At 71.8% G+C, this 20,839-nt stretch carries 18 protein-coding genes; 3 read left to right on the forward strand and 15 right to left on the reverse strand.

Annotated elements, in window-relative coordinates; translation table 11 throughout:
* The first annotated feature begins 63 nt into the window (after positions 1-63).
* Positions 64-375: a hypothetical protein gene (locus tag ACIBI5_RS11735; protein WP_397245800.1), complete on the forward strand. Its 312-nt coding sequence runs from the start codon at positions 64-66 to the stop codon at positions 373-375.
* A 53-nt stretch (positions 376-428) separates the two neighbouring features.
* Here ACIBI5_RS11735 and ACIBI5_RS11740 read toward each other — a convergent pair whose 3' ends face one another.
* The 10 genes from ACIBI5_RS11740 to ACIBI5_RS11785 form a co-directional block, all read right to left on the reverse strand.
* Complete coding sequence (locus ACIBI5_RS11740; RefSeq protein WP_397246809.1) at positions 429-740, reverse strand: hypothetical protein; 312 nt, start codon at positions 738-740, stop codon at positions 429-431.
* A gap of 248 nt (positions 741-988) precedes the next feature.
* The gene (locus tag ACIBI5_RS11745; RefSeq protein WP_397245802.1) at positions 989-1,468 is read right to left on the reverse strand and encodes a GbsR/MarR family transcriptional regulator; all 480 of its coding nucleotides are present in this window, start codon (positions 1,466-1,468) and stop codon (positions 989-991) included.
* A 44-nt stretch (positions 1,469-1,512) separates the two neighbouring features.
* Complete coding sequence (locus ACIBI5_RS11750) at positions 1,513-2,205, reverse strand: NAD(P)-dependent oxidoreductase (RefSeq protein WP_397245804.1); 693 nt, start codon at positions 2,203-2,205, stop codon at positions 1,513-1,515.
* Between the two features lie 242 nt (positions 2,206-2,447).
* Positions 2,448-3,374, reverse strand: a complete 927-nt coding sequence (locus ACIBI5_RS11755; protein ID WP_397245807.1) for a D-alanyl-D-alanine carboxypeptidase family protein — start codon at positions 3,372-3,374, stop codon at positions 2,448-2,450.
* 110 nt (positions 3,375-3,484) lie between these two features.
* Positions 3,485-3,835: a hypothetical protein gene (locus tag ACIBI5_RS11760; RefSeq protein ID WP_397245810.1), complete on the reverse strand. Its 351-nt coding sequence runs from the start codon at positions 3,833-3,835 to the stop codon at positions 3,485-3,487.
* On the reverse strand, positions 3,832-5,205 hold the full coding sequence (locus tag ACIBI5_RS11765) for a hypothetical protein (RefSeq protein WP_397245812.1): 1,374 nt from the start codon (positions 5,203-5,205) through the stop codon (positions 3,832-3,834). Before ACIBI5_RS11765 ends, ACIBI5_RS11760 begins: the two co-directional genes overlap by 4 nt.
* 21 nt (positions 5,206-5,226) lie before the next feature.
* Positions 5,227-6,033 (reverse strand): hypothetical protein, encoded by an 807-nt coding sequence (locus ACIBI5_RS11770; RefSeq protein WP_397245814.1) that lies wholly within the window; start codon positions 6,031-6,033, stop codon positions 5,227-5,229.
* Positions 6,034-6,037: 4 nt separating this feature from the next.
* Positions 6,038-7,144, reverse strand: coding sequence for a hypothetical protein (locus tag ACIBI5_RS11775; RefSeq protein ID WP_397245815.1), 1,107 nt, complete (start codon positions 7,142-7,144; stop codon positions 6,038-6,040).
* Positions 7,145-7,160: 16 nt separating this feature from the next.
* The gene (locus tag ACIBI5_RS11780) at positions 7,161-9,398 is read right to left on the reverse strand and encodes a hypothetical protein (protein WP_397245817.1); all 2,238 of its coding nucleotides are present in this window, start codon (positions 9,396-9,398) and stop codon (positions 7,161-7,163) included.
* Positions 9,395-10,369 carry a BTAD domain-containing putative transcriptional regulator gene (locus tag ACIBI5_RS11785; RefSeq protein WP_397245819.1) on the reverse strand — a complete coding sequence of 325 codons (975 nt, stop codon included), beginning with the start codon at positions 10,367-10,369 and terminating at the stop codon, positions 9,395-9,397. Before ACIBI5_RS11785 ends, ACIBI5_RS11780 begins: the two co-directional genes overlap by 4 nt.
* A 164-nt stretch (positions 10,370-10,533) precedes the next feature.
* Here ACIBI5_RS11785 and ACIBI5_RS11790 point away from each other — a divergent pair, with 164 nt between their 5' ends.
* Positions 10,534-10,752, forward strand: a complete 219-nt coding sequence (locus ACIBI5_RS11790) for a DUF397 domain-containing protein (protein WP_397245821.1) — start codon at positions 10,534-10,536, stop codon at positions 10,750-10,752.
* A 595-nt stretch (positions 10,753-11,347) separates the two neighbouring features.
* Here ACIBI5_RS11790 and ACIBI5_RS11795 read toward each other — a convergent pair.
* On the reverse strand, positions 11,348-12,232 hold the full coding sequence (locus ACIBI5_RS11795; protein ID WP_397245823.1) for a helix-turn-helix domain-containing protein: 885 nt from the start codon (positions 12,230-12,232) through the stop codon (positions 11,348-11,350).
* Positions 12,233-13,099: 867 nt separating this feature from the next.
* Between ACIBI5_RS11795 and ACIBI5_RS11800 the strand changes: the two genes are divergently transcribed.
* Entirely contained in the window at positions 13,100-14,677 is a 1,578-nt protein-coding gene (locus ACIBI5_RS11800) for a DUF4082 domain-containing protein (protein ID WP_397245825.1), read from the forward strand.
* A 232-nt stretch (positions 14,678-14,909) separates the two neighbouring features.
* On the opposite strand, the gene ACIBI5_RS11805 is transcribed toward ACIBI5_RS11800, so the two are convergent.
* The 4 genes from ACIBI5_RS11805 to ACIBI5_RS11820 all read right to left on the reverse strand — a co-directional run bounded on the left by ACIBI5_RS11805 (position 14,910) and on the right by ACIBI5_RS11820 (position 20,826).
* Entirely contained in the window at positions 14,910-15,506 is a 597-nt protein-coding gene (locus ACIBI5_RS11805) for a TIGR03086 family metal-binding protein (RefSeq protein ID WP_397245828.1), read from the reverse strand.
* A gap of 62 nt (positions 15,507-15,568) precedes the next feature.
* Entirely contained in the window at positions 15,569-16,921 is a 1,353-nt protein-coding gene (locus ACIBI5_RS11810; protein WP_397245830.1) for an SLC13 family permease, read from the reverse strand.
* A 24-nt stretch (positions 16,922-16,945) separates the two neighbouring features.
* Entirely contained in the window at positions 16,946-19,696 is a 2,751-nt protein-coding gene (locus ACIBI5_RS11815; RefSeq protein ID WP_397245832.1) for an FAD-binding and (Fe-S)-binding domain-containing protein, read from the reverse strand.
* Positions 19,693-20,826 (reverse strand): pyridoxal-phosphate-dependent aminotransferase family protein, encoded by a 1,134-nt coding sequence (locus ACIBI5_RS11820; protein ID WP_397245833.1) that lies wholly within the window; start codon positions 20,824-20,826, stop codon positions 19,693-19,695. Before ACIBI5_RS11820 ends, ACIBI5_RS11815 begins: the two co-directional genes overlap by 4 nt.
* Between the last annotated feature and the right edge of the window lie 13 nt (positions 20,827-20,839).

The following is a 20,839-nucleotide window of genomic DNA, read 5'->3' on the forward strand; positions in this document are numbered from 1 at the left end:
TCTTACGGATATCGGCATTCCTGTCACTCGTCAGCCGGCGCCGGGCCCCGACAGGATCGGGGCATGCGATTCATCGACGCCCCGTCCTACACCGCGAGCCGCCCCTGGGGCGCTCTGGACATCGCCGAGATCGACCGGGCCACCGTGCGCCTGCACTGGACGGACACGCCGTACGTGTGGCACGTCAACGACGGTCCCGAGGTCTTCGTCGTCCTGGACGGCGCCGTGGACATGCGCTACCGGCGCGACGGCCAGGAGTTCGTCGAGCGGCTCACCCCGGGCCGCGTCTGCTACGCCGAGCCCGGTGACGAGCACGTGGCCCATCCGGTTCCCGAGGCCCGCATCCTGGTCGTCGAACGGAAGGGCAGCCGCTGAGGGCGAGCGGGGTTGCGGCGGGCTCGTGCGGGAGCCCGCCGCGTGGGGGGTGGTCAGCGCCTGTTCACGCGCAGGGAGACGATCGTGCCGGGCGGAAGGGTGGCGACGGAGGTCTGGCCGGCGGCGACCCACGGGCCGGTGGTGGCGACGTAGCCGACCATGGGGTTGACGTGGATGAGCGTCACGGCCACCTGGTGCTCACCGGTGCCACCGGCGCAGTGGCTGGAGACGGTGTTGGCGGCGGGCTGGTGGCTGCTGGTGCAGTTCTCGGGGATCGCATGGGCGCTGGGGGAGAAACTCATGAACGCGGCGGTCGCGAGCAACGTGGAGCACGTGAGGGCGACTGCCCGCTTCCTGGATCTCACCGGCGAATCCTCGCTTTCTGTTAAGAAAGTTTCCTAAAAGCGAAGATAGCCTCCGGCGGGTCGTCGTCAAGACCGCTTCCGGTCCGCGAGAAGAAGCGATTTCGGGAGCGCTCCCAAACAGGTCTGGCAGCAAGTGATCAAATGACTGCACGGCGGCACCGCGACCCGCTCCTCACGACGGCGACGCTGAAGGACCTGGTGGCGGCACACGTCTACTACCTGGCGTGCAGTCGCGAAGCTGGCCGGCGCTATCGCTTGCGGTCCGGGTCCTCGATGGCGGTGGCCTGGCTGAGGATGGCGGTCAGCGCGGCGATGGAGGCGCGGGCCGAGCGGATGCGCGCGCTGCCCGCCTCGTCCTTCCAGCCGAGCTTCAGCCCCTCCTCGGCCAGGTCGCCGAAGGCGGAGAAGGCGGCCAGCTTCTGCTGGAGGACCTTGGACCAGGCGTCGTCCTCGATCTGGTAGTAGACGGTCCGCTCGCCCGGCTTGCGGAAGCGGCGTACCAGCCGGATCGAGGTGAGCAGTTGCATGTTCGTGGTGAGCGAGGCGCGGCTGGCGCCGATGGCCTCGGCGATCTCGCCGGCGGTCTGCTCGGGCGGGTCGCAGGCCATGAGCCAGCCCAGGACGCGGCCGGTGATCGGCGCCAGCCCCCATTCCTCCGAGACGAACGTGGCCACGCGCTCGACCCACTCGAGTGCCTGCTCGCGGTCGGGGCCGTGCGGAGAGGTCATGGGGGCACTCTATCGTGTTTCAGTTGTTTTAGTCGCTTCTGAAATTAACCGATGCGCAGTGCCTCCTTGAGGAAGACGCGGTAGATGCTCGGGGTGCCCTCGGTGGTGATGACCTCCACGACGGAGCGGACGTGGCGATGCTCCACGGCCTCCCTGACGAGCGCGTCGGCCAGGTCCCGGCGTGCGGTGAACCGGCCGATCATCTGGGGCGCGCCGACGGTGTAGCGGGTGACCGCCGCGCCGTCGAACAGCCCGGACGGGCGCACGATGGTCCAGTTGAGGTCCGTGCCGGAGACGATCCGCTCCATGAGCGCGGCGTCCTCGTAGAGCGGGCGGCCCATCCGCAGCAACAGGGGCACGACCACCTTCCGGTACACGAGGGTCTCGCCGGGCGGGGGCTTCATCGGCACGCCGGTCGAGGTCGTGCAGACCAGGCGGCGTACGCCGTGCTCGGCCATGGCCGCGGTGATGTGCCGGGCCGACTGCGAGCCCGTGGTGACGGCCGGCGACTTGTACGGCACGCCGAGCGAGGAGATCACCGCGTCGTGCCCCTGCACCACGCGGCTGACGGCAGCGGGGTCGAGGGCGTCGGCCCGGACGACGTCGAGGCCCGGATGGGTGATCGGGAACTCCTCCGGATGACGGGTCACCGCGGTGACGACATGCCCGTCGCCGAGCGCCCGGGCCGTGGTGAGCCGGCCCGTGGGGCCGTTGGCGCCGAAGATCACGAGCTTCATGTGCTTGCCTCTCCAGGTGGATGACCTGCACTATATTCATTAGAAGTAGCGTTAAGTCAAATGGAGAGATCATGACCTGGCGCGCCGAGACGACTCGCTGCGCCGTACCGCGCAGGCGCCCGAGACCCGGGTGCGCGTCTTCTCCTCTTGGCCGGAGGGCGCCCTCGGGCCGGGGGTGGACGTGGCCACCGCGGTCGACGTCCACGCGGCGCTGTGCAGCGTCGACGTCTCCATCACGCTCGTCAGCGAGCGGGGCCGGACGCCGGAGCGCGTCGAGGCGTGGTGGCGGCGGGCTCCGGCACGAGAGCTTCTGGCCTGAGCAGCCACCGCTCGACCGCGCCGGTCATCTTCGCCCCCGCCAGGAGCGCCGCCGCCTTGGCCGCGGCCGGGGTGGTGCCGGGCTTCTGGGCGAGGATCACACCGAGCACCAGGCGGCCCCGCACCCGGGAGGCCCACATCAGGTTGCCGCCCGCGGCCGTGCCCGAGCCGGTCTTGATGCCGATGACGCCGTGCTCGTCCAGCAGGGTGTTGGTGTTGGGCAGGCTCTGCCCGCCGCCGGGGACGGACGTCCTGGCCAGCGCCACCACCTCGCGGAAGACCGGGTCGGCCATGGCCGCCCTGGCCAGCTTCAGCTGATCGGTGGCGGTGCTGACCGTGCTGTCCTCGTTGCCGCTCGCCCCGGTGTACGTGGTGTCGCGCATGCCGAGGCGGCGGGCGGCGGCGTTCATCTTCGCGGTGAAACGCTCCTGCGATCCGGCGTCCCACCGGGCCAGGAGGCGGGCCACGTTGTTGCCGGAGGGGACCATCATGAGCTCCAGCAGGTGGCGCAGCCGTACCTGCTGGCCCTCCCTGACCGGGGCGGTCGACTCCTCGCGGGAGTGCGACTCGTCGGCGGCCGTCCGGTCCACCTCGATCAGCGGGCCCCGCTCGCCGGGGCGCAGGCGGTGGCCGCGCAGGACCACGTAGGCGGTCATCACCTTCGCCACGCTGGCGATCGGGACGGGTTCGCCGTCACCGCTGGTGCCCAGGCTGCCCATGCCCTCGACCTCGACCGCGGCCTGCCCCTCATCCGGCCAGGGCAGCGGCACGCCGGACTTGGGGGTCGCCGATACGGCGGCGCAGCCGGACACCGCGCCTGCCAGCAGGAGGAACAGCAGGAAAAGTCGCATACAGCCCACAGTGGGTGGTGGACGCATCCGGCCCGCCGTACGCGTGTGTTGGGCGGCGCTCAGGTGTGTATCGACCCGGCATCACCGGCAGCCAGGACGGCTGCCGGTGATCACCCCCGGTACTTGGCGCCCCACCAGGTGGCCTCGCGCAGCCTGCCGAGCTCCACCGCCCGCCCGACGATCAGCCGGGCCGCCCGCAGCCGCTCGGCGTCGTCGGCCTTGGCCCTGGTCAGCCGCTCGGCCAGCTCCTCGACCTGCGCCTCCTGGCTGGCCTCGATCACCGCCAGGTCGATCTGCCCGCCCGGGTACGACACCGCCTTGACCCGGTCGACCAGCCGCTCGAACGCCGCCCGCTGCCTCCTGATCACCAGCCGCACCGACAGCACGAGCGCCAGCGGCCAGGCCAGCGCGCTCACCAGCGCGGCGGCCGAGTCGAGCAGCCTGGCCCAGTCCGCCGTCACGACAGCCGGGCGATGTCGTCGGTGAGCCGCCTCTCCACCCGCTGCCAGCGCTCCTGCAGCGGCACCGGGTCCAGCCGGGCCAGCACCCGGCAGATCTCCGGCAGCGGTCCCAGCGAGGGCCGGGGCTGCCGGATGTCCTCGAACTCCGGCAGCAGCGGGCCGGCGCCGTCCACCAGGGAGTCGTCCAGCAGACGGGCGTACTCGCGGGCCGCCGCCCCCCTGGCCGGGCCGGCGCCGTTCACCGCCGGGGCCTGCAGGGTGGGCGGCAGGGTCAGCGCGGGCGGTACCTCGGTGCCGGGCCGCTGCTGCGCCCTCGGCTCCAGGATGCCGCGCCGGTAGGCCTCCAGCATCGCCTCGCGGAAGCGGCTGAGGCCCTCGTCGCGGGCCGCCCGCAGGTCCGAGTACGCCTCGACGTGCCTGGCCAGCGACGCCTTGGCGGAAGCCTGGACCTTGGCGCACCGCTTCTCGCTGCGCCGGCGCCGCAGTCGCGCGACGAGCACGGCGTCCGCCTCCGGATCGTCGCCCTTGATCTTCATCAGGATCGAGGTGAGCGTGAGCAGCCCGATCAGCGCCGCGATGAGGATCACCTGGTCGTCCACGGCGATCTGCCTCTGAGTCTCGGCCGCGAAGGAGTCAAAGGCCCGCAGATACGCGAAGTATCCGACGAGCCCCAGCACCAGGGCGAGGTAGACCACCGGCACCAGCCCGCTCAGGAACCGCGACACCCGGCCGCCGGCCGGCCGCCGCCGGATCAGGCCGCTGACGAGGGTGGCACTGAGCAGCACCATGAAGACCACCGCGATGCCGGGAACCAGGGCGATCAGGTTCTGGATCAGGCCGGGGTCCTCGTCGGCGCCGGTGTAGCCGACGTCGAGAAAGTACTGCTGGAAGAACCACACGTCGAACGCGCCGATCAGCAGGACCGCCGGCCAGCGGAAGATCCGCAGCCAGGTCGGCGGCGCGGGCCGGTCGCGGTCGGCGAGCGCGCGCTCGTCCCGGCAGGCCCGCCCCACCTGGCGCGCGTGCCGCCCCTCGGCCACGAACCGCTCGTAGGCGTTGACCGCCGCGTCGGCGTCGTGGTGCGCGCGGATGAGCGCCTGCCTGCGGGCGCGCATCGTCTCCGCCGACTCCAGCAGCCGCCGCAGGCCCGTCTGCGCCCCGCCGAGCAGCGCGCAGGTCTCGGCGTAGCTGAGCACCGCGGGATCGGGATGATGCTCCTTCTGTACGGCCGGCTCCTCCGCACCCGGCTCCGCCTCGCCCAGGCTCTCCCAGAGCGCGCAACGGCACCCGTCGGCGCAGTAGGCGGGCGCCTCCCTGCGGGGCCGGCCGCGGGAGGCCGCGGCGCGGGGATGTTCTTCGGTCAGGACCATTCGTGTTCCTCTCGCGATCCGCTAACCCGCGGTGGCGGACGCGTCGTCGGTCGGTGCGCCGCTCAGCACGACGCACGTCGTGGTCATCCGGCGGCACAACGTGTGCCAGAGCCTGGCCAGGGAGGTGACCGCGTCGGGCGGCACCGGGCGCATCTTGCTGGAGGCGGTGCCGATGCCGACCATCGTGATCGGGATGCCGCTCACGCTGGTCGGCAGCTCACCGGCGCAGCCGTCGGCGATGCGGGCGATGTCGCGGTCGCTGAGCCGCCGGCCCATTTTGATCTCGGCGCAGCCGGTGCTGGCGTAGCCGTCGGTGGCCACGAAGATGTGCTTGGCCGAGCCCGGCGGCAGCCCGGTGAGCTGCCGGCCCGCCGCGTTCAGGGCGCCCAGGATGTCGGTGCCCTTGGGTATCCCGGGCTTCAGCGCCGCGCCCCCGACCCGCAGCCGGAGGCACTCGCGGACCGCGTCCTTGAGCGGCGCCTGCTTCTTGCCCGTCCCCCTGATCGGCGGCGCGACCAGGGGCTCGTCGGGAAAGGACAGGTAGTCGCCGCCGGCGAACGGCGCGATCAGGTACTGCTCGCCGTCCCCGACGGGCAGCACCCCGCCCAGGCGCTTCGCCCAGACGGGCACGAACGCGCCCTGACCCTTCGCCAGCGTGGAGCCGGAGCGGTCGACCAGGACGACGTTCGTGGACACGGGCCTGGCGCCGGGTCGCGACATCACCGCGCACGGATCGCCGGCGCCGGCCCGCGGCTGCAGCTCCGTGCGCACGCAGCCGGTGAGACAGATCACCGCCAGCAGGCCGGCGACGCGTTTGGGCGTCCTCATCGGCTCACTCGCCCTCGTCGGCCGTGCGCGGCTGCGGAATCTGGGCGCCGGCCTGCCCGTCGGGCTCCTGCGGAAGCTCGGCGGCGGGCTCCTCGGGCTCCTCGTCGTCCGGATCGGGCACGGCCACCGGCTCCTGGAGCCGCTCCCCGTGCCAGGTCCGCCAGTCCGGCTCCGCGTCCTCGCCCGGAGAGGTGCCGAACATCTCGGGCTCGGGACCCTCCGTGTCCTGGCCCATGCCGAACACGTGAAGCATCGGGTCGTTCTCGTTGTAGGGCAGCAGCTCGTTCTGCAGCATCTCGCCCACCAGGTCGTACCTCGGCAGGTCGTAGGCCTTGACCATCTTGCGCAGCAGGTCCTCCACGCTCACCGCGAAGTCGTAGTGCCCCGCGCCGCGCAGCTGCTTGATGACGTCCTGGTAGAAGCCCGCGGCGAACGTGACGTCGCGCCTGCGCCGCCAGTGCATGCTGGCCACCGTCTCGGTCACCTGCCGTCCGTGCTCTGCCAGCCGGATCGCGAACGGCAGCCGCCAATCGTGCGTGAGCTTGCCCGGATCGGCGCCCAGGAACACCAGCCACTCGTCGCGCAGCTTGGTCAGGGTGCCGATGGCCTGCGTGGAGTCGTGGGCGTGCGCCGCCCAGGACAGGCTCGCCCGCCACTCCTTCTCCTGGTAGGCGCGCACCGGCTCGGCCACGTCGATCTCGACCCAGGCGGTGCAGGTCGCGCTCATGTCCTCGCGCGTGGTGGTGCCGAGCAGCACCGGTCCGTCGTCGGTGAGTGTCTTGTTGGCCGCGTCCTCGGCGTCCTTGGCCGCGTAGGGCGGGAACTCCCGCACCGCCGCGCGTACCATCCGGCGGATGGCCTGCTCGTCCAGGCGCCGCCGCTCGCCGACGAAGGCCTCCATCTTGCCGCGGTCGGGCCCGCCGCGCGCGCACCAGCAGCACCGCACGGTCACGGTGAAGGAGAAGGCGTCGTCGCGGGCGGGGGAGGTGAAGGTGAAGCCGCCGATCACGTTCACCGGCGGGACCTCGGGGGTGAGCCGCCGGAACCAGCTCAGCATGCGCCGGCCCAGACCCGGCCGCGAAGGCCGGGGTGTTGCCGTGGTTGCCGTCATATGACGTCCTCAGGTGTCAGATATAGGGGAATGCCTGGAACGCGGCGCCCCCACGGCGCCGCTTCCACTGCTCGATCTGGTGGTAGAACCGCTTGCGCTCCAGGCGGCTGCGGGTGGCGAGCGGGACCACGAGGGCGCGTACCGGCTCGATCAGGGCCTCGTCGCCGTCGGCCGCCTCGACCCAGCGGCGCAGAACCTGCCACGCGCTGTCGCCCATGTCCCGGTCGGCGAGGCTGAGCTGCCACAGCGGGCGCAGCCTGGCCGCGGAGACCTCGCCGCCGGCCAGCATGCGCAACAGCGCGGGCGGACGGGGTACGGCCGTGCCGGGCGCGGGCAACCTGGCCACGCGGACCATCGCGCGCACCGCCACCTTGCGCCGGACGAACGCCACCACCGGCTCCCTGCCGTGCCGCGGCCCGCCCGACCATCCGCGCAGCTGGTTCAGGACCTGGTGGGCCGCGCCGCCCGCGAAGATCTCCGTGACCACGCGGGCGATCCTGGACAGCCCGACCTCGGCCGCCACCTGGGCGCCGTCCTCGGGATCGGCGTTCGTGGCGGCTTCGCGCAGGAAGCCGTCGATCGCCCGCAGCGCGTCGCCGGGGAACAGGGCGCCGATCCGCGTGCCGTACGCGTCGATGAGGGCGCCGCGCGCCGGCCGCGAACCGCCCGGATTCAGCAGGCGGCGGACCCGCTCGGCGGTGCGCTCGTCGGCGCCGGCGGCGGCCTCCAGCGCCAGGCTGAAGGCGCGGTGGTGCAGCGGGCTGGGCGAGTCGCGCCAGGGGAGCAGGGTGGAGCCGGCGACGTGCTCGAAGTCGAGTACGGCGAACATCCCGACGGCCTGCGCGGCCTGGACGCGAATGGCCGGGTCCTCCTGCTCGGCCTGCGCCCGCAGCCAGCCGAGGATCGTGGCCCGCAGGCCCGGCAGGTCGCGCCAGGCCACGGTCAGCACGTCCCGGCCGAGCGATTCGGGCAGCAGGATCACCCGCGGGTCGCGGCCACGCCGGGCGGCCTCCTCGTCCATGCCCTTGAAGCCGCTGACGAAGACGTCCAGGTTGTCCGGCAGGCAGCGCAGGAACGGGTCCGGCGGGATCTCCTGGCCGGGCATGCTCTCCCGCAGCCGGTCCGCCGCGCGCACGACCTTCCCGACCGGCTGCCCCTGGAACGCGGCGGCGGCCACCAGCGGCAGCGCCAGATGCCGGGGATCGACGTCGTGGAAGCACTCGCGCAGCCGTTCCCTGCGCCGCCCCGGCAGCCGGGTCAGCACGTCCCTGGCCGACGTGCCCGCCAGGAGCTGGATGGCCAGGTCGCCGGACAGGCGTACCGCCTCCGCCGGAAAGCGCAGCGTGCCCACCTCCAGCAGGAGGGCGTCGGAGCTCAGCAGGCGGCGCGCGTTCTCCATGACCTCGGCGGCCGCGTCCTCCAGCCGCCCCCACAGGTGGTTCTCCAGCACGCTCATCAGGTCGGGACACTCGTGCCCGACCACCTCCGCCGCCCCGTGGAGATCTTCGGCCAGGGCGGGCTCGGCGGCCAGCACGATCACCCACGACCACCCGCCCGCCGCCCGCTTCAGCGCGTCCAGATGGGCGCGGTTGACCCGCCCGCTCAGCCCGGACGCGTCGAGCACATAGGCTCGCTCCGGCTCCACCCGCCAGCCCGCCCACCTGCCCGGCGCCGGATCGCCCGGCGGCTCGGGGAACAACGCCTCGATCGTGCCCACCTCGGCGATCTCCACCGGGAACTCGTGCGCCCGCGGCACCGGGACGATCGCCGACAACACCCGCAGCGCGCTGTCGCGCCGCCCCGTCGAGGCCTCCCCGCACAGCACGACCGCCCGATGCCGCGCCACGCTCGCGCGCAGCCACTCGTCGGAGCCGGTGCCGACGTGGAGCCGGTGGCGCAGATCCAGGTCGTCCCGCGTCAGCCCGCCGAACCTGGGAGGCGTGACGAAGTCCTGGGCGACCTGGTAGACGGTGTGCATGTTGACCGTGTCGGCGTGGTAACTGTGCACGTCGCGGGCGGCCCACGACGTCGTCCGGTCACGGCCCGCGCCGCCGGGGCCGGCGTACCAGGCCGGGCCGAACAGGTAGCGCAGCCCGTCGGCCCGCCGTCCGCGCTCGGTGTCGGCCTGGCGCTGCTCCTCCTCCGCGCTGGGTTCGGGTGCCTTGCGTGGCGTGGGGTCGTTCTGGTCCTGCGCGGGGCCGGGCTGCGGCTCTTCCTTCCGGTACGGCCCGCCGTACGGCACGAGCTCGGTCATGGCCGGTTCCCGAGGTTGATGGTGTCGGCATGGTAGGAGTGGATGGCGCCGTCGCCGTAACTGGTGTTGGTGACGGTGTCCCGCTGACCAGGGGTTTCTCGCTTCGCCGGTGGATTCTCCTCTTGCTGTGGCTCCTCGGGTTCCGGGGTGTCGGCGCGGGTCACGGTGACGGGCGGCGCGGGCGCGCCGGGGAGGTCGATCGCCTCGGGCCGGTACAGGTCCGGGTCCGACTTCAGCATCCTGCGTTCCAGGTCGCGCAGAAACTCGGGCGCGGTCGGGACGCCCTGCAGCACCCGATGGGCCAGTTCCCAGCGGTGGTCGCGGAAGTAGGCGTGCATGAGCAGCCAGGCCGCGGCCACGTTGTTCCGGTCCTGCTCCACCACCGCCTTGAGCGGGGCGATCTGCTCGGCGTGCTCCCCGCCCTTGATGCGGGCGGCGGCCAGGACCAGCCGCGCCTGCGTGACCTCCGCGCTCAGCGCCTCGCGGTACCGGCCCATCAGGCGGCCGTCCAGGCCGGTGAGCGGCTCGCCCCTCGATCGGGCCAGCGCCTGGTTGAGCAGCCGGACCGCGGGCGTGTCCCTGCCTGCGGCCAGGAGGTGGACGGCCTGCCGTACCTCCGCGCGGAACAGACGGACGTCCACGTGCTCATCGGCGATCCGCAGCCGGTAGGACAGGCCCTCCTTGCCGAGGGACGCCGTGACCCCCGCGTCCTTGAACGCCTTGCGTACGGCGCTGGCCAGGCCGTGCAGGGCGTCGGCCGGGTAACCGTCGGCGGGCCGGCCCTGCCAGACCCACTCCTTCAATCTGTCGTGGGAGAGGGGTTTGCCCCCGGCTTCCACGAGCGCCACGATCATGCGCTTGACCTGCGGGCCGCCCAGGGAGAAGCGCGAGTCTCCCCGCAGGACCTCCACCGGGCCGAGCAGGCTCAGCACCGGCGACGGGCCCTCGCGGACCGCTATTTCCGCTGTCATTTCCCTCGTCTACCTCCTTCGAAAGTCTCCGGACACCCGGAGAAACGGCTGGGCGCTGCCCAGGAGAATTTCGGAGTACTCCCAGGTCACGGACCAGATGATTGCCAGTGAAGCCTTGGACTCTGGAGTCAGGAAGAAACACTCGACACCAGGAAGGGCGCGACATGAGCAAGATCAAGCTGGAGACGCAGGCAGAGTTCCGCAGCGCGTGCGAGGGCGGCACCTGCGTGGAGGTGGCCATGGTGCAGGTCGTGGCCGTGCGCGACTCCAAGGACCCGCACGGGCCGGTGCTGCTGTTCGACGGCAAGGAATGGGAGGAGTTCACCGGGGCCGTGAAGGCCGGCGAGTTCGACGCGCCGGGTGGGTGGGCCGCGATCGCGTGACACGTTGAGCGGCCGTCCGGGCGACCCCCACCCGGACGGCCGCGACTCGGGACCCGCCTGGCCGGGCGCCCACGTCTCACGCGGCCCTCGCGCGGACGACGGGCGCCCGGCCGGCGGCGGCCCGAGCGTCTTGACGGGCTCGCGCCCGATGAGCCCGCCCCCCGAGGACCCGGCCCTCCACACCCCGAGGCCCCCGCACACCCGAACCCGCCCCGAACCCCAACGCCCCCAGCCCACCCCCGGTCTGACGGCCCCAGGTCCGACGGCCGGTGAGCTGGCAGCCTGTGGTCCGACGGCCCCCGGTCTGACGGCCGGTGGTCCGACGGTCTGTGGCCTGACCCCCTCCTGTCCGACCACCGTCCTCGGTCCGGCCGTCTCCTGCCCGGCCACCGTTGGCCCGGATGTTCGCCGGCCCGCCGTTTCGGGGCTGGCCATCTCGGGGGTTCGCGGCCTGGGGCCGGCCAACATGGGGCTGGCCGACTCGGGGGTTGGCGGCCCGGGAGTGGGCGGCTTTTGGGCAGGCGGTGGTGGGTCTGGCGGGCGTGGGCCGCGGGGTTGCTGGGGTGGGGCGGGTGGTAAGGGTGGTGTGGGCATGTCAGCCTCCCGCCCGGATGGTGGTGCTGATCTGGGACAGGAAGGACCGGGCCTCGTCGTCGAAGATCGCCATCCGGCGCAGCGACGTCCACCGGTCGTGGTAGAGGCTCACGCTCTCGGCCCCCTTGACGACCAGGTTGGCGTGCACCGTCTCCACCGTCACCACCGCGCCGTCCTCCTCCTCGTCTTCGTGGTCGTGGCCGCAAGCGCCACCGTCCGCCTCGAACATGACGAACGCGTGCGCCATGCTGGTGACCGCCTCGGTGGCGAGCGGGATGAGGCCGATGGAGACGTTCTCCAGCGTGCTGAGCGACGCGATCCGGTCGAGCTGGGCCAGCAGCAGGCGCGGCGGTCCCGGCCGCCATCGCAGGGCGGCCTCGGTGACAAGGAACTCGAAGCGCTTGGCCTCGTCGTACAGCGCGAGCTGCCGGTCCAGCCGGGCGGCGAGGACGGTGGCGAGCTTGTCCTCCGCGTACCCGGGCTGGAACAACGTCAGCACCCGCTTCACGTACTCGGCCGTCTGCAGCAGGCCGGGCACGAGCGCCGGCTGGAACGTACGAATCACCTGCGCCCCCCGCTCCAGCTTCTGGATCTCCCCTTGCAGATGCGGCCGGTTGCGCAGGGCCGCCCGCCACGTCTGCACCTCGGTGAAGGCCGCCTGAGTCAGCGAGGCGAGTACCTGCCGGGTGTCGTCGGGCGCGTTCACGGCCTCCGCCCACGCCATCACCTGTGAGAACGACGGCATCGCCGCACCGGCTTCGATCCGCGAGACCTTGGACTGGCTGATCCCGATCTGCTCGGCGAGATCTCGTCCGGAGACGCCGGCCATGTCACGCAAACGCCTCAACTCTGCTCCAAGCCATTGCCGCTTGATCTGCGGATCCATACCGTCGTCCGTCACCACAGGCACGTGCCTCCCGCATCGCCCGAGATCCCCGCGCGTATCCGATGCGCAGTGATTCGTCATGATTCAGTATGATGCGAGTCTGTGGGTGATTCAGTGAGTAGTCAACCACCGTACAGGCGGCAGGTCCCCAGTTAGCGGTATAAAGACCGAAATATATGTCTCATAGCGACTTAGCATGATTCACCGGCAACCGCACCCCGGGCCCCACGACCTCGCTATGCTCCCGCGCCCCCCACCCCTCCCTTCAGCCTCACCCACCCACCCCTCCACCTTCGGCCCGCACTGCCGCCCCTCGCCTCCGGTCCGCACCGCCTGGCTCCCGCCCTCCGCCTGGCCGGCTCCCAAGGCTCCAGGCAAGGGGCATGGACAGGCGGGCCGACGGAGCGCCATGCGGGAGTGGCGCGTCATGGGGGGCGCCCGTCGCATCGCGCGAGTCAGGTCGTGAGCATCGGTTGCGGCAGGCGAGGGAGCGGCCCGGGGCGGCTGGATGGTCGCGGCGGCCGTACCGTGTCGGGTGGGGTGGGGGCGATCTGTGGGGGCCATGCGTAAATAGACGGGAATTTCGTATTTCCCTTGCGCGCGCTTATCGCCTCGGTATGATCTGGCGCCGAGATTAGAACGAGGGCTCGAAAGCGGTTATCTCAAATCCATAAATTCGGATACCCTCAAACGACGGAGCGCCGAACAGTGGGATCTCATGCTGCCAGGTCGAAGCGTAAAAGATCGCGACTGGCGTTAGGGGTGCTCGTGGCCATCGCGCTTGTCGCCATACCGACGACGAGCGCCGTGGCGGGGGAGTCAGCCCGCCAGGCCCAGAAAACGCAGAAAGCGCAGAAAGCCGAAAAGATGCGGGCGCAGGCCGTGCCCGGCACGCTTCAGGCGAGCCTGTGGAGCAAGGGCCCGGTCACAGCCCCGCGCCGCGCCGAGCGGATCCCCCTGGAACTCGGCGTACGCTTCACCGCCGACAGAAACGGCGAGATCGCCGGCATCCGCTTCTACAAGCCGCGCGGCGAGCGCGGCCGCCACGTCGGCACCCTCTGGGACGCCCGGGGCCGCGCGCTGGCCAGGGTGCAGTTCACCGGCGAGACCCGCGAAGGATGGCAGACGGCGCTCTTCGGCACCCCCGTCCCGGTCTGGGCGGGCGCGGTCTACACCGCCTCCTACCACACCCGCCACGGCACCTACGTCGCCCAGCGCGGCGGCTTCTCGCAGCCGGTCGTCTCCGGTCCGCTCTCCGCGCCGTCCGACCGTAACGGCGTCTTCGCGTACGGCAAGCGCTCCCGCTTCCCCGCCTACGCCAACCCGGCGAAGTTCAACTACTTCACGGACGTGATCTTCAACTACCGTCCGTCACCCGGTCCCACCCCGACCGCCACGCCCACGCCCACGCCCACGCCCACGGTGACCGCGACGCCGACGACCACGCCGACCAGGCCCACGAGCACGCCGACGAAGCCGACCGGCACCCCCACGACCACCCCGACCGGCACCCCCACCAAGCCGACCAGCACCCCGACGCAACCGACCAGCACGCCAACGAAGCCGACCAGCACCCCCACCAAGCCCACCAGCACCCCGACCAAGCCCACCAGCACGCCAACGAAGCCGACCAGTACGCCCACCAAGCCCACCGACCCGCCCCCCATGACCGGTTTCCCCAACGAGGGCAACACCGGCCCCACCGTCTCCACGTTCAAGAAGATCAAGGGCGGCGAGGTCAAGCAGGACGGCGCGGTCTTCGACGGGGTGGAGGTCAGTGAGGGCTTCGACATCTGGGCCGACAACGTGACGATCCGCAACTGCAAGATCATCGTCGGCGGCTACTGGGGCATCCAGCTACGCGAGGGCCACACCAACCTCACGGTCGAGAACTGCGAGATCGGCTCGAACAAGAAGACCAAGCTCGACATCGGCATCTGGAACGACGGCACCGGCAACATGACCGTCCGCCGCAACAACATCCACACCACGTCGAACGCCGCCATCATGGCCAAGTCCGGACTCATCGAGGACAACTACATCCACGACATGTGGCAGGCGAACCCGGGCGACCACACCGACGGCATCCAGACCAACGGCAATAAGGAAAAGAACAAGCTGGTGATCCGCCACAACACGATCATCAACCCGGAGAACCAGACCTCGGCCATCATCTTGAGCCCGGTCTTCGGCCCGATCCACGACGTGGAGGTCACCGGCAACCTGCTCGCCGGCGGCGGCTACTGCATCTACGGCGGTGCCAAGCACATCGAGCACCCGTACTCGCCGTACAACGTGGTCATCAAGGACAACGTCTTCAGCCGCCAGGTCTTCAGCAAGTGCGGCTTCTACGGCCCGATGGCCCACTTCGACGCCAAGGCCGAGGGCAACCTCTGGAGCAACAATCGCTGGGAGGACGGCGGCCAGGCCGTAGGGGCGGGCTGACTCCATCACCCGGGCGGCGGCACTCCACCACCGCCGCCCACCTTCCCCGGCAGCCCCCACCCGGCTCCCCGGGGATCCGGTGCGGCAGGCGCGGCAGGTGCGGCCACACCTGCCGCACCGGGCGGGCGCGCTGTCGTAGTACTGAACCTGGACAAGTCGTAGTCCCCAAGCCTGGACAAGGCGCCCGGCGCCGGCGCGACGGGCGCGGCCCCGGGGATGACGCGCACGATCGTCAGGGGCGCCGCCAGTTCGGGTCGCGGCCGATCATCCCGAGCAGCCGGTCCTGCGGGGAGGCGTCGGGCCCGACCTTGACCTCGGGTCCGAACACCTCCACTCCCGGCCCGAACGCCCCCGGCGTCCGGTACTGCTCGATCAGCTCCGGCGGCAGTCCGGAGACCGACTCCCACGACAGCCGCACGTCCTCCGGGTCGATCGTGGCGTCCTGCCCGGTGGCCTTGGCCAGGTCCCAGCCGTGTAGGGGCAGGTCGGCGCTCATGACCTCGTTGACGTGCCGGGCGGCGGTGAACCGCCCGGCCGGGGTGTCGCACTCGGTCGCGGCCGCGACCGGGTCGGCGAGCAGGGCCTCGACGTCCGCGCGCGCGGCGCGGAAGGCGGCGAGCGGGTCCTCCTTCACCGAGGGGGCGGGGCTGAGCGCGCGGCCGATCGGGCTCAGCATGACGGCGTGCATGTCCACGATGTGCCCCACCACGTCGCGGGCGGTCCACTGCGCGCAGGGCGACGGTTCCGACCACTGCTCCGGCCTGACGGCGGCGACCTTCGCCTCGAAGGCGTCGGCCCGGCGGCGGTAGACGTCGGTGATCTCGTTCATAACCCCTCGTTTCTATAACCTATTGGTTTTCTATCGGCTGACGAGGGGTCGGTCAAGCGGCGTCAGCCGAGCCAGCCCGGCACCACCAGCAGCGCCCACGCCGCCAGCGGGCCGACGACCACGACGGCGGCGCCGTAGCCGAGGAGCTTGCGGTAGAAGACGTCGCGGTCCATGCCCCGGACGTTGGCCACGAGCAGCGCGCCCGTGGTCGAGAACGGGCTGACGTCCACGATCGCCGACGACACCGACAGCGCCGCGATCATCGCGATCGGGCCGAGCGTCCCCTGCGACAGGAACGGCACCGCCAGCGGCACCAGCGCCCCCAGGATGCCGACGGTCGAGGCGAAGGCCGACACCACGCCGCCCACGTAGCAGATGAGCAGCGCGACCACGAGCGGGACGCCGATCGCGGCCACGTGCGTGCCGACCCAGTCGATGGTCCCGATCTCCTGCAGCACGCCCACGTAGGTGACCACGCCGCAGATCAGCAGCACCGTCGGCCACGCCACCCGCTCGACGGCGCCCTTGTTGGCCTTGGGCGAGGTGAGCGACAGGACGACCGCGACGGTGACCGCGGTCAGGCCGAGGTCCAGCTTGAACGCGAGCACTCCCGCGCACAGGCCCACGATCCCGGCCAGGGTGAGCGCCTGGTGCACGGTCAGCCGCAGCCCCGTCCCCGGCCTGGCGATCGTGGCGGTCCCGCCGCCGCCGGGAACCGTGCCGCCAGAAACCCCGGTCCCGCCGCCGTGCTCCTCCGCGAGCTTCTCCTCCGCGACCTCCTCCTCCGAAGGCCCGTCCGACGCGGTACGGCGGGCCAGCGCGGGCCCGCCGAACAGCAGGAACACGATGACCGCCGCCGCAGCGTTGAACGCGAAGCTGGACAGGAACAACACCAGGTTCGAGCTGGGCAGCCCCGCCTCCTTGGTGACCCCGTTCACGATGCCGCCCAGCACAGAGATCGGGGAGAACGCCCCGGCCTGCGTGCCGTGGGCGACCATGAGGCCGATGAGCAGGGCGTGGATCTTGTACTGGGCGGCGAAGCCGTACGCGATGGGGGCGAGGATCGCGGCGACGGCGGGCGCGGGCGCGCCGACCGCGGTGAGCAGCGCGGCGATCGCGAAGATCACCAGCGGGATGGCCACGATGCGCCCGCGCACGAGATGGACGGCGGCGCGCACGAGCCAGTCGACGGTCCCGTTGTTGGTGGCGATCGCGAACAGCAGCGTCACCCCGACCAGGATCACGAACAGGCTGCCGGGGAAGGCGCCGAGGATGTCGTCGGTGCCCATCCCGGCGGCGAGGGTGCCGACGAGGAAGGCCCCGACGAGGGCCAGGGCTCCCAGATTGACCGGGAAGGCCGTGGCCACCACGAACATCAGGATGAGGGCGAGTATGGACAGAAGTTCGGCGGACATGACATGACTCCGTTCTCCCCCGAGTCAGGTCAGCAGTCGGATGAGTTCGACGGGATGGCGGGCGGTGCGGCCGGTGCCGTGCGCGATCTGCTGGCGGCAGGACACCCCTGTGGCCGCGACCAGGGTGTCCTCGGCGGTGGCGGACACGGCAGGGAACAGCCGCAGGCCGCCGATCTTCATGGACAACTCGTAGTGCTCGGCCTCGAACCCGAACGATCCGGCCATGCCACAGCAGCCGGCGTCGAGTTCGCTCACCCGCGCGCCGGGGATGCGCGCGAGCAGTTCGCGCGTGGCCGCGGTGCCGGTGACGGCCTTCTCATGGCAGTGGCCGTGGAAAAGGATCGTGCGGCCGCTGAGGGCGTCGCCCAGCGGCAGCGCGCCGCCGTCGATGGCTTCGAGCAGCAGTTCCGGTACGAGGCGGGCGCGCCCGGCCACCGCCTGGACGCGGGGGTCGCCGGGCAGGAGCGTCGCGTACTCGTCCTTGAGCGTCAGCAGGCAGGACGGCTCCAGGCCGACGATCGGGGCGTCCGAGGCCGACAGGCGTTCGACCATGGCTTCGGCCATGCTCTTCGCCCGGTCGAGCAGGCCCTTGGACAGGCTCGACCGGCCGCAGCAGCCTTCGGCGGCCAGCCGTACCGTGTAGCCGGCCTTTTCCAGCAGTTCGACGGCTGCCCGGCCGATGGCGGGCTCGGTGAAGGAGGTGAAGGAGTCGGCCAGGAGGATGACCTCGCCCAGCCGGCCGGGGGCGGGGGTGCGGCGGGCGTGCCAGCGCGGCAGCGTGTCGCGCTGGAAGCGGGGCAGCGGGCGCTGCCGGGCGAGGCCCAGGGCGCCGCGCAGCGGGGCGGCGAGCAGGTTGGACAGCGGCGCGGTGGCAGAGCCGAGCCGGTTGAGGGTGCGGATCGCGCCGAACAGCCGCGAGCGCAGCGGCACGCCGTGGGTCTGGTGGTACTGGTGCAGCGCCTCGCTCTTCAGCGAGGCCATGTCCACGCCGAGCGGGCACTCCGACGTGCACGCCTTGCACTCCAGGCAGAGGTCGAGGATGCCGTGCAGCCGCTCCTCGCCGAGCGCCGCCCGGGGGTCGGGTGAGGACAGCGCCTTGACCAGGGCGTTGGCCCGGCCGCGGGTGGAATGTTCCTCCTCGCGGGTGGCCATGTACGAGGGGCACATGACGCCCGTGTCCTCTTTGCGGCAGGCGCCGATGTTCATGCAGCGGTCGGCGGCGGCGTGCATGCCGTCCGCGAACGCCAGTGCCGTCCGCAGCGGCGGAGGCTCGGGGCGGGAGGGGTCGCGCAGGTGCTCGGTCATCGGGGCGGCGTCCACGATCTTGCCGGGGTTCAGCAGGTTGCCGGGGTCGAACAACCGCTTGACCTCCCGCATCGCCGCGTAGACGGCCGGGCCGAACAGCTTCTCGTTGAACTCCGAGCGGGCCAGGCCGTCGCCGTGCTCGCTGGAGTTCACGCCGCCGTGCCGGGCGGCCAGGTCGGCGATCTCCTCGGCGACCGCCCGCATGGCCGCGATCTCGCCGGGGGCGCGCAGGTCGACGAACGGGCGTACGTGCAGGCAGCCGACCGAGCAGTGGCCGTAGAAGCCGGCCTTCATGCCGTGCCGCTCCAGGATCTTCTCGAACTCCGCCACGTACGGCACCAGCGCCTCGGGCGGCACGGCGGTGTCCTCGACGAAGGCCAGCGGGCGCCGGCTGCCGACGCTGGAGGCCATCAGCAGCCCCAGCCCGGCCTTGCGCACCTTCAGCACGGCCTCGCGCTGCTCCTTGTCGACGGCCCGGAGCGTGTGATAGCCGTGCCCGCCCGCCTTCCAGGCCTTGGCCAGCTTCTCCACCTTGCCGGCCGCGTCGTCGCCGAAGAACTCCACGAACAGCAGCGCCTCCGGGTCACCCTCCAGGATGTCGCCGAGCCGGGCGTAGTCCACCCGCTGCCGGGACAGGTCGAGAATGGCCTTGTCCATGAGCTCGACGGAGGCGGCGTCCAGGGCGAGGGCGTCGTGGGTGGCGGCGATGGCGGGCAGGGTCCCGGTGAAGTGGCCGACGGCGATCGCCCGCGTCGTGGGGCGCGGCACGAGGCGCACGGTCGCCTCCGTGACGATGGCCAGCGTGCCCTCGGAGCCGACGACGAGCGGGGTGAGGTCGTCCGGCGTGACCCGGTCGAGCCGGTAGCCGCCGGAATGGCGCCAGAAGCGCGGGTAGCCCGCCAGGTCGAGGTTCTCGAGGATCCTGTCCACCCCGGCGCGCAGCCGTCCGTCCGTGGCCAGGTCGGGGGTGGAGGCGTCGGCCAGGACCACGCTCAGGGCCCGCACGTGGTCGATCGTCGAGCCGTAGCGGATCGAGTGGCTGCCGGCGGAGTTGTTGCCGATCATGCCGCCGATCGTGGCCCGGTTGCTCGTCGAGGTGTCGGGACCGAACATCAGCCCGTGCTTGGCGGCGGCCCGGTTGAGCTGGTCCTGGACCACGCCGGGCTGGACCCGGGCCAGGTCGCCGTCCAGCTCCAGGATGCGGTTCATGTGCCGGGAGAAGTCCACGATCACCGCCGCGCCCACGGTCTGCCCGGCCAGGCTGGTGCCCGCGCCTCTGGGCAGCACCGGCACCCCGAGCCCGCCGCAGGCCGTGACCAGCGCGCGTACGTCGTCGGTGTGCTTGGGGTAGGCGACGGCCAGGGGCTCGATGGCGTACATGCTGGCGTCGGACGAGTACAGGTGGCGGGTGTAGTCGTCGTCCCTGACCTCGCCTGCCAGCAGCGGCCCGAGCGTCCGCGCGAGGCTCACGCCCCGCCCTCCAGGTAGGCGAGGGCCCGCTGGACGCCGCCGTCCTTGATCGGCACCCCGGCCGCCCGCAGTCCCATCTCGACACCGCTCAGCGTGCCGGCGAGCATGAGGTCGGTGAAGTGGCCGAGGTGGCCGATGCGGAAGACCCGGCCGGCGAGCCTGCCGAGGCCGGTGCCGAGCGACATGTCGAAGCGCTCCAGCACGATCCGCCGCACCTCGTCGGCGTCGAAGCCGTTCGGCACCATGACCGCGGTCAGCGCGCTTGAGTACTCCCGCTCGTCGGCGCACAACACTTCGAGCCCCCATCCCCGTACGGCCCGCCGCGTCGCCTCCGCGTGCCGGTCGTGCCGGGCGAAGACCTGGGCCAGTCCTTCTTCCTCCAGCATGGACAGCGCCTCTGCCAGGCCGTACAGCAGGTTGGTGGGCGGGGTGTAGGGGAAGTAGCCGGAGTGGTTGGCCTCGATGATCGGCCGCCAGTCCCAGTAGGCGCGCGGCAGGCGGCCCCGGTGGTCCAGCGCCTTGGGGCTGACCGCGTTGAAGGCCAGGCCGGGCGGGAGCATCAGGCCCTTCTGGGAGCAGCCGACGGTGACGTCGACGCCCCACTCGTCGTGCCGGTAGTCGATGGAGCCCAGCGACGAGATCGTGTCGACCAGCAGCAGCGCCCGGTGCCCCGCGCGATCGAGCGCCGCCCTGATCTCGGGGACGCGGCTGCGCACGCCGGTCGAGGTCTCGTTGTGCACCACCATGACGGCGGCGGTCTCGTCGGTCAGGTGCTCGGCGACCAGGTCGGGGTCCACTCCGTGCCGCCAGTCGCCGGGGACGAGGTCGACCTCCAGCCCGAGGTTGGCGGCCATGCGGCACCAGAGCATGGCGAAGTGCCCGGTCTCGAAGGCCAGCACCCGGTCGCCCGGCGACAGCGTGTTGACCAGCGCGGCCTCCCACGCGCCGGTGCCGGAGGACGGGTAGACGACCACGTCGCCGCCGGTCTGGACGACCGCGGCGAGGCGGGGCAGCAGGTCGAGCGTGAGCGCGGCGAACTCCGGTCCGCGATGGTCGATGGTCGGGCGGGCCATCGCCTGCAGGACGCGGTGGGGGACGTTGGTGGGGCCTGGGATCTGCAGGAAGTGCACGATTCCTCCGTGC

Source organism: Nonomuraea sp. NPDC050540 (assembly GCF_044457485.1).
Classification (GTDB): domain Bacteria; phylum Actinomycetota; class Actinomycetes; order Streptosporangiales; family Streptosporangiaceae; genus Nonomuraea.

Bases quoted from the DNA above. Each gene is read 5' to 3' on its own strand.
- ACIBI5_RS11735 (WP_397245800.1), top strand. From the start codon at position 64: ATGCGATTCATCGACGCCCCGTCCTACACCGCGAGCCGCCCCTGGGGC.
- ACIBI5_RS11745 (WP_397245802.1), bottom strand. From the start codon at position 1,468: ATGACCTCTCCGCACGGCCCCGACCGCGAGCAGGCACTCGAGTGGGTC.
- ACIBI5_RS11750 (WP_397245804.1), bottom strand. From the start codon at position 2,205: ATGAAGCTCGTGATCTTCGGCGCCAACGGCCCCACGGGCCGGCTCACC.
- ACIBI5_RS11755 (WP_397245807.1), bottom strand. From the start codon at position 3,374: ATGCGACTTTTCCTGCTGTTCCTCCTGCTGGCAGGCGCGGTGTCCGGC.
- ACIBI5_RS11765 (WP_397245812.1), bottom strand. From the start codon at position 5,205: ATGGTCCTGACCGAAGAACATCCCCGCGCCGCGGCCTCCCGCGGCCGG.
- ACIBI5_RS11770 (WP_397245814.1), bottom strand. From the start codon at position 6,033: ATGAGGACGCCCAAACGCGTCGCCGGCCTGCTGGCGGTGATCTGTCTC.
- ACIBI5_RS11775 (WP_397245815.1), bottom strand. From the start codon at position 7,144: ATGACGGCAACCACGGCAACACCCCGGCCTTCGCGGCCGGGTCTGGGC.
- ACIBI5_RS11780 (WP_397245817.1), bottom strand. From the start codon at position 9,398: ATGACCGAGCTCGTGCCGTACGGCGGGCCGTACCGGAAGGAAGAGCCG.
- ACIBI5_RS11785 (WP_397245819.1), bottom strand. From the start codon at position 10,369: ATGACAGCGGAAATAGCGGTCCGCGAGGGCCCGTCGCCGGTGCTGAGC.
- ACIBI5_RS11790 (WP_397245821.1), top strand. From the start codon at position 10,534: ATGAGCAAGATCAAGCTGGAGACGCAGGCAGAGTTCCGCAGCGCGTGC.
- ACIBI5_RS11795 (WP_397245823.1), bottom strand. From the start codon at position 12,232: ATGGATCCGCAGATCAAGCGGCAATGGCTTGGAGCAGAGTTGAGGCGT.
- ACIBI5_RS11800 (WP_397245825.1), top strand. From the start codon at position 13,100: ATGCGGGCGCAGGCCGTGCCCGGCACGCTTCAGGCGAGCCTGTGGAGC.
- ACIBI5_RS11805 (WP_397245828.1), bottom strand. From the start codon at position 15,506: ATGAACGAGATCACCGACGTCTACCGCCGCCGGGCCGACGCCTTCGAG.
- ACIBI5_RS11810 (WP_397245830.1), bottom strand. From the start codon at position 16,921: ATGTCCGCCGAACTTCTGTCCATACTCGCCCTCATCCTGATGTTCGTG.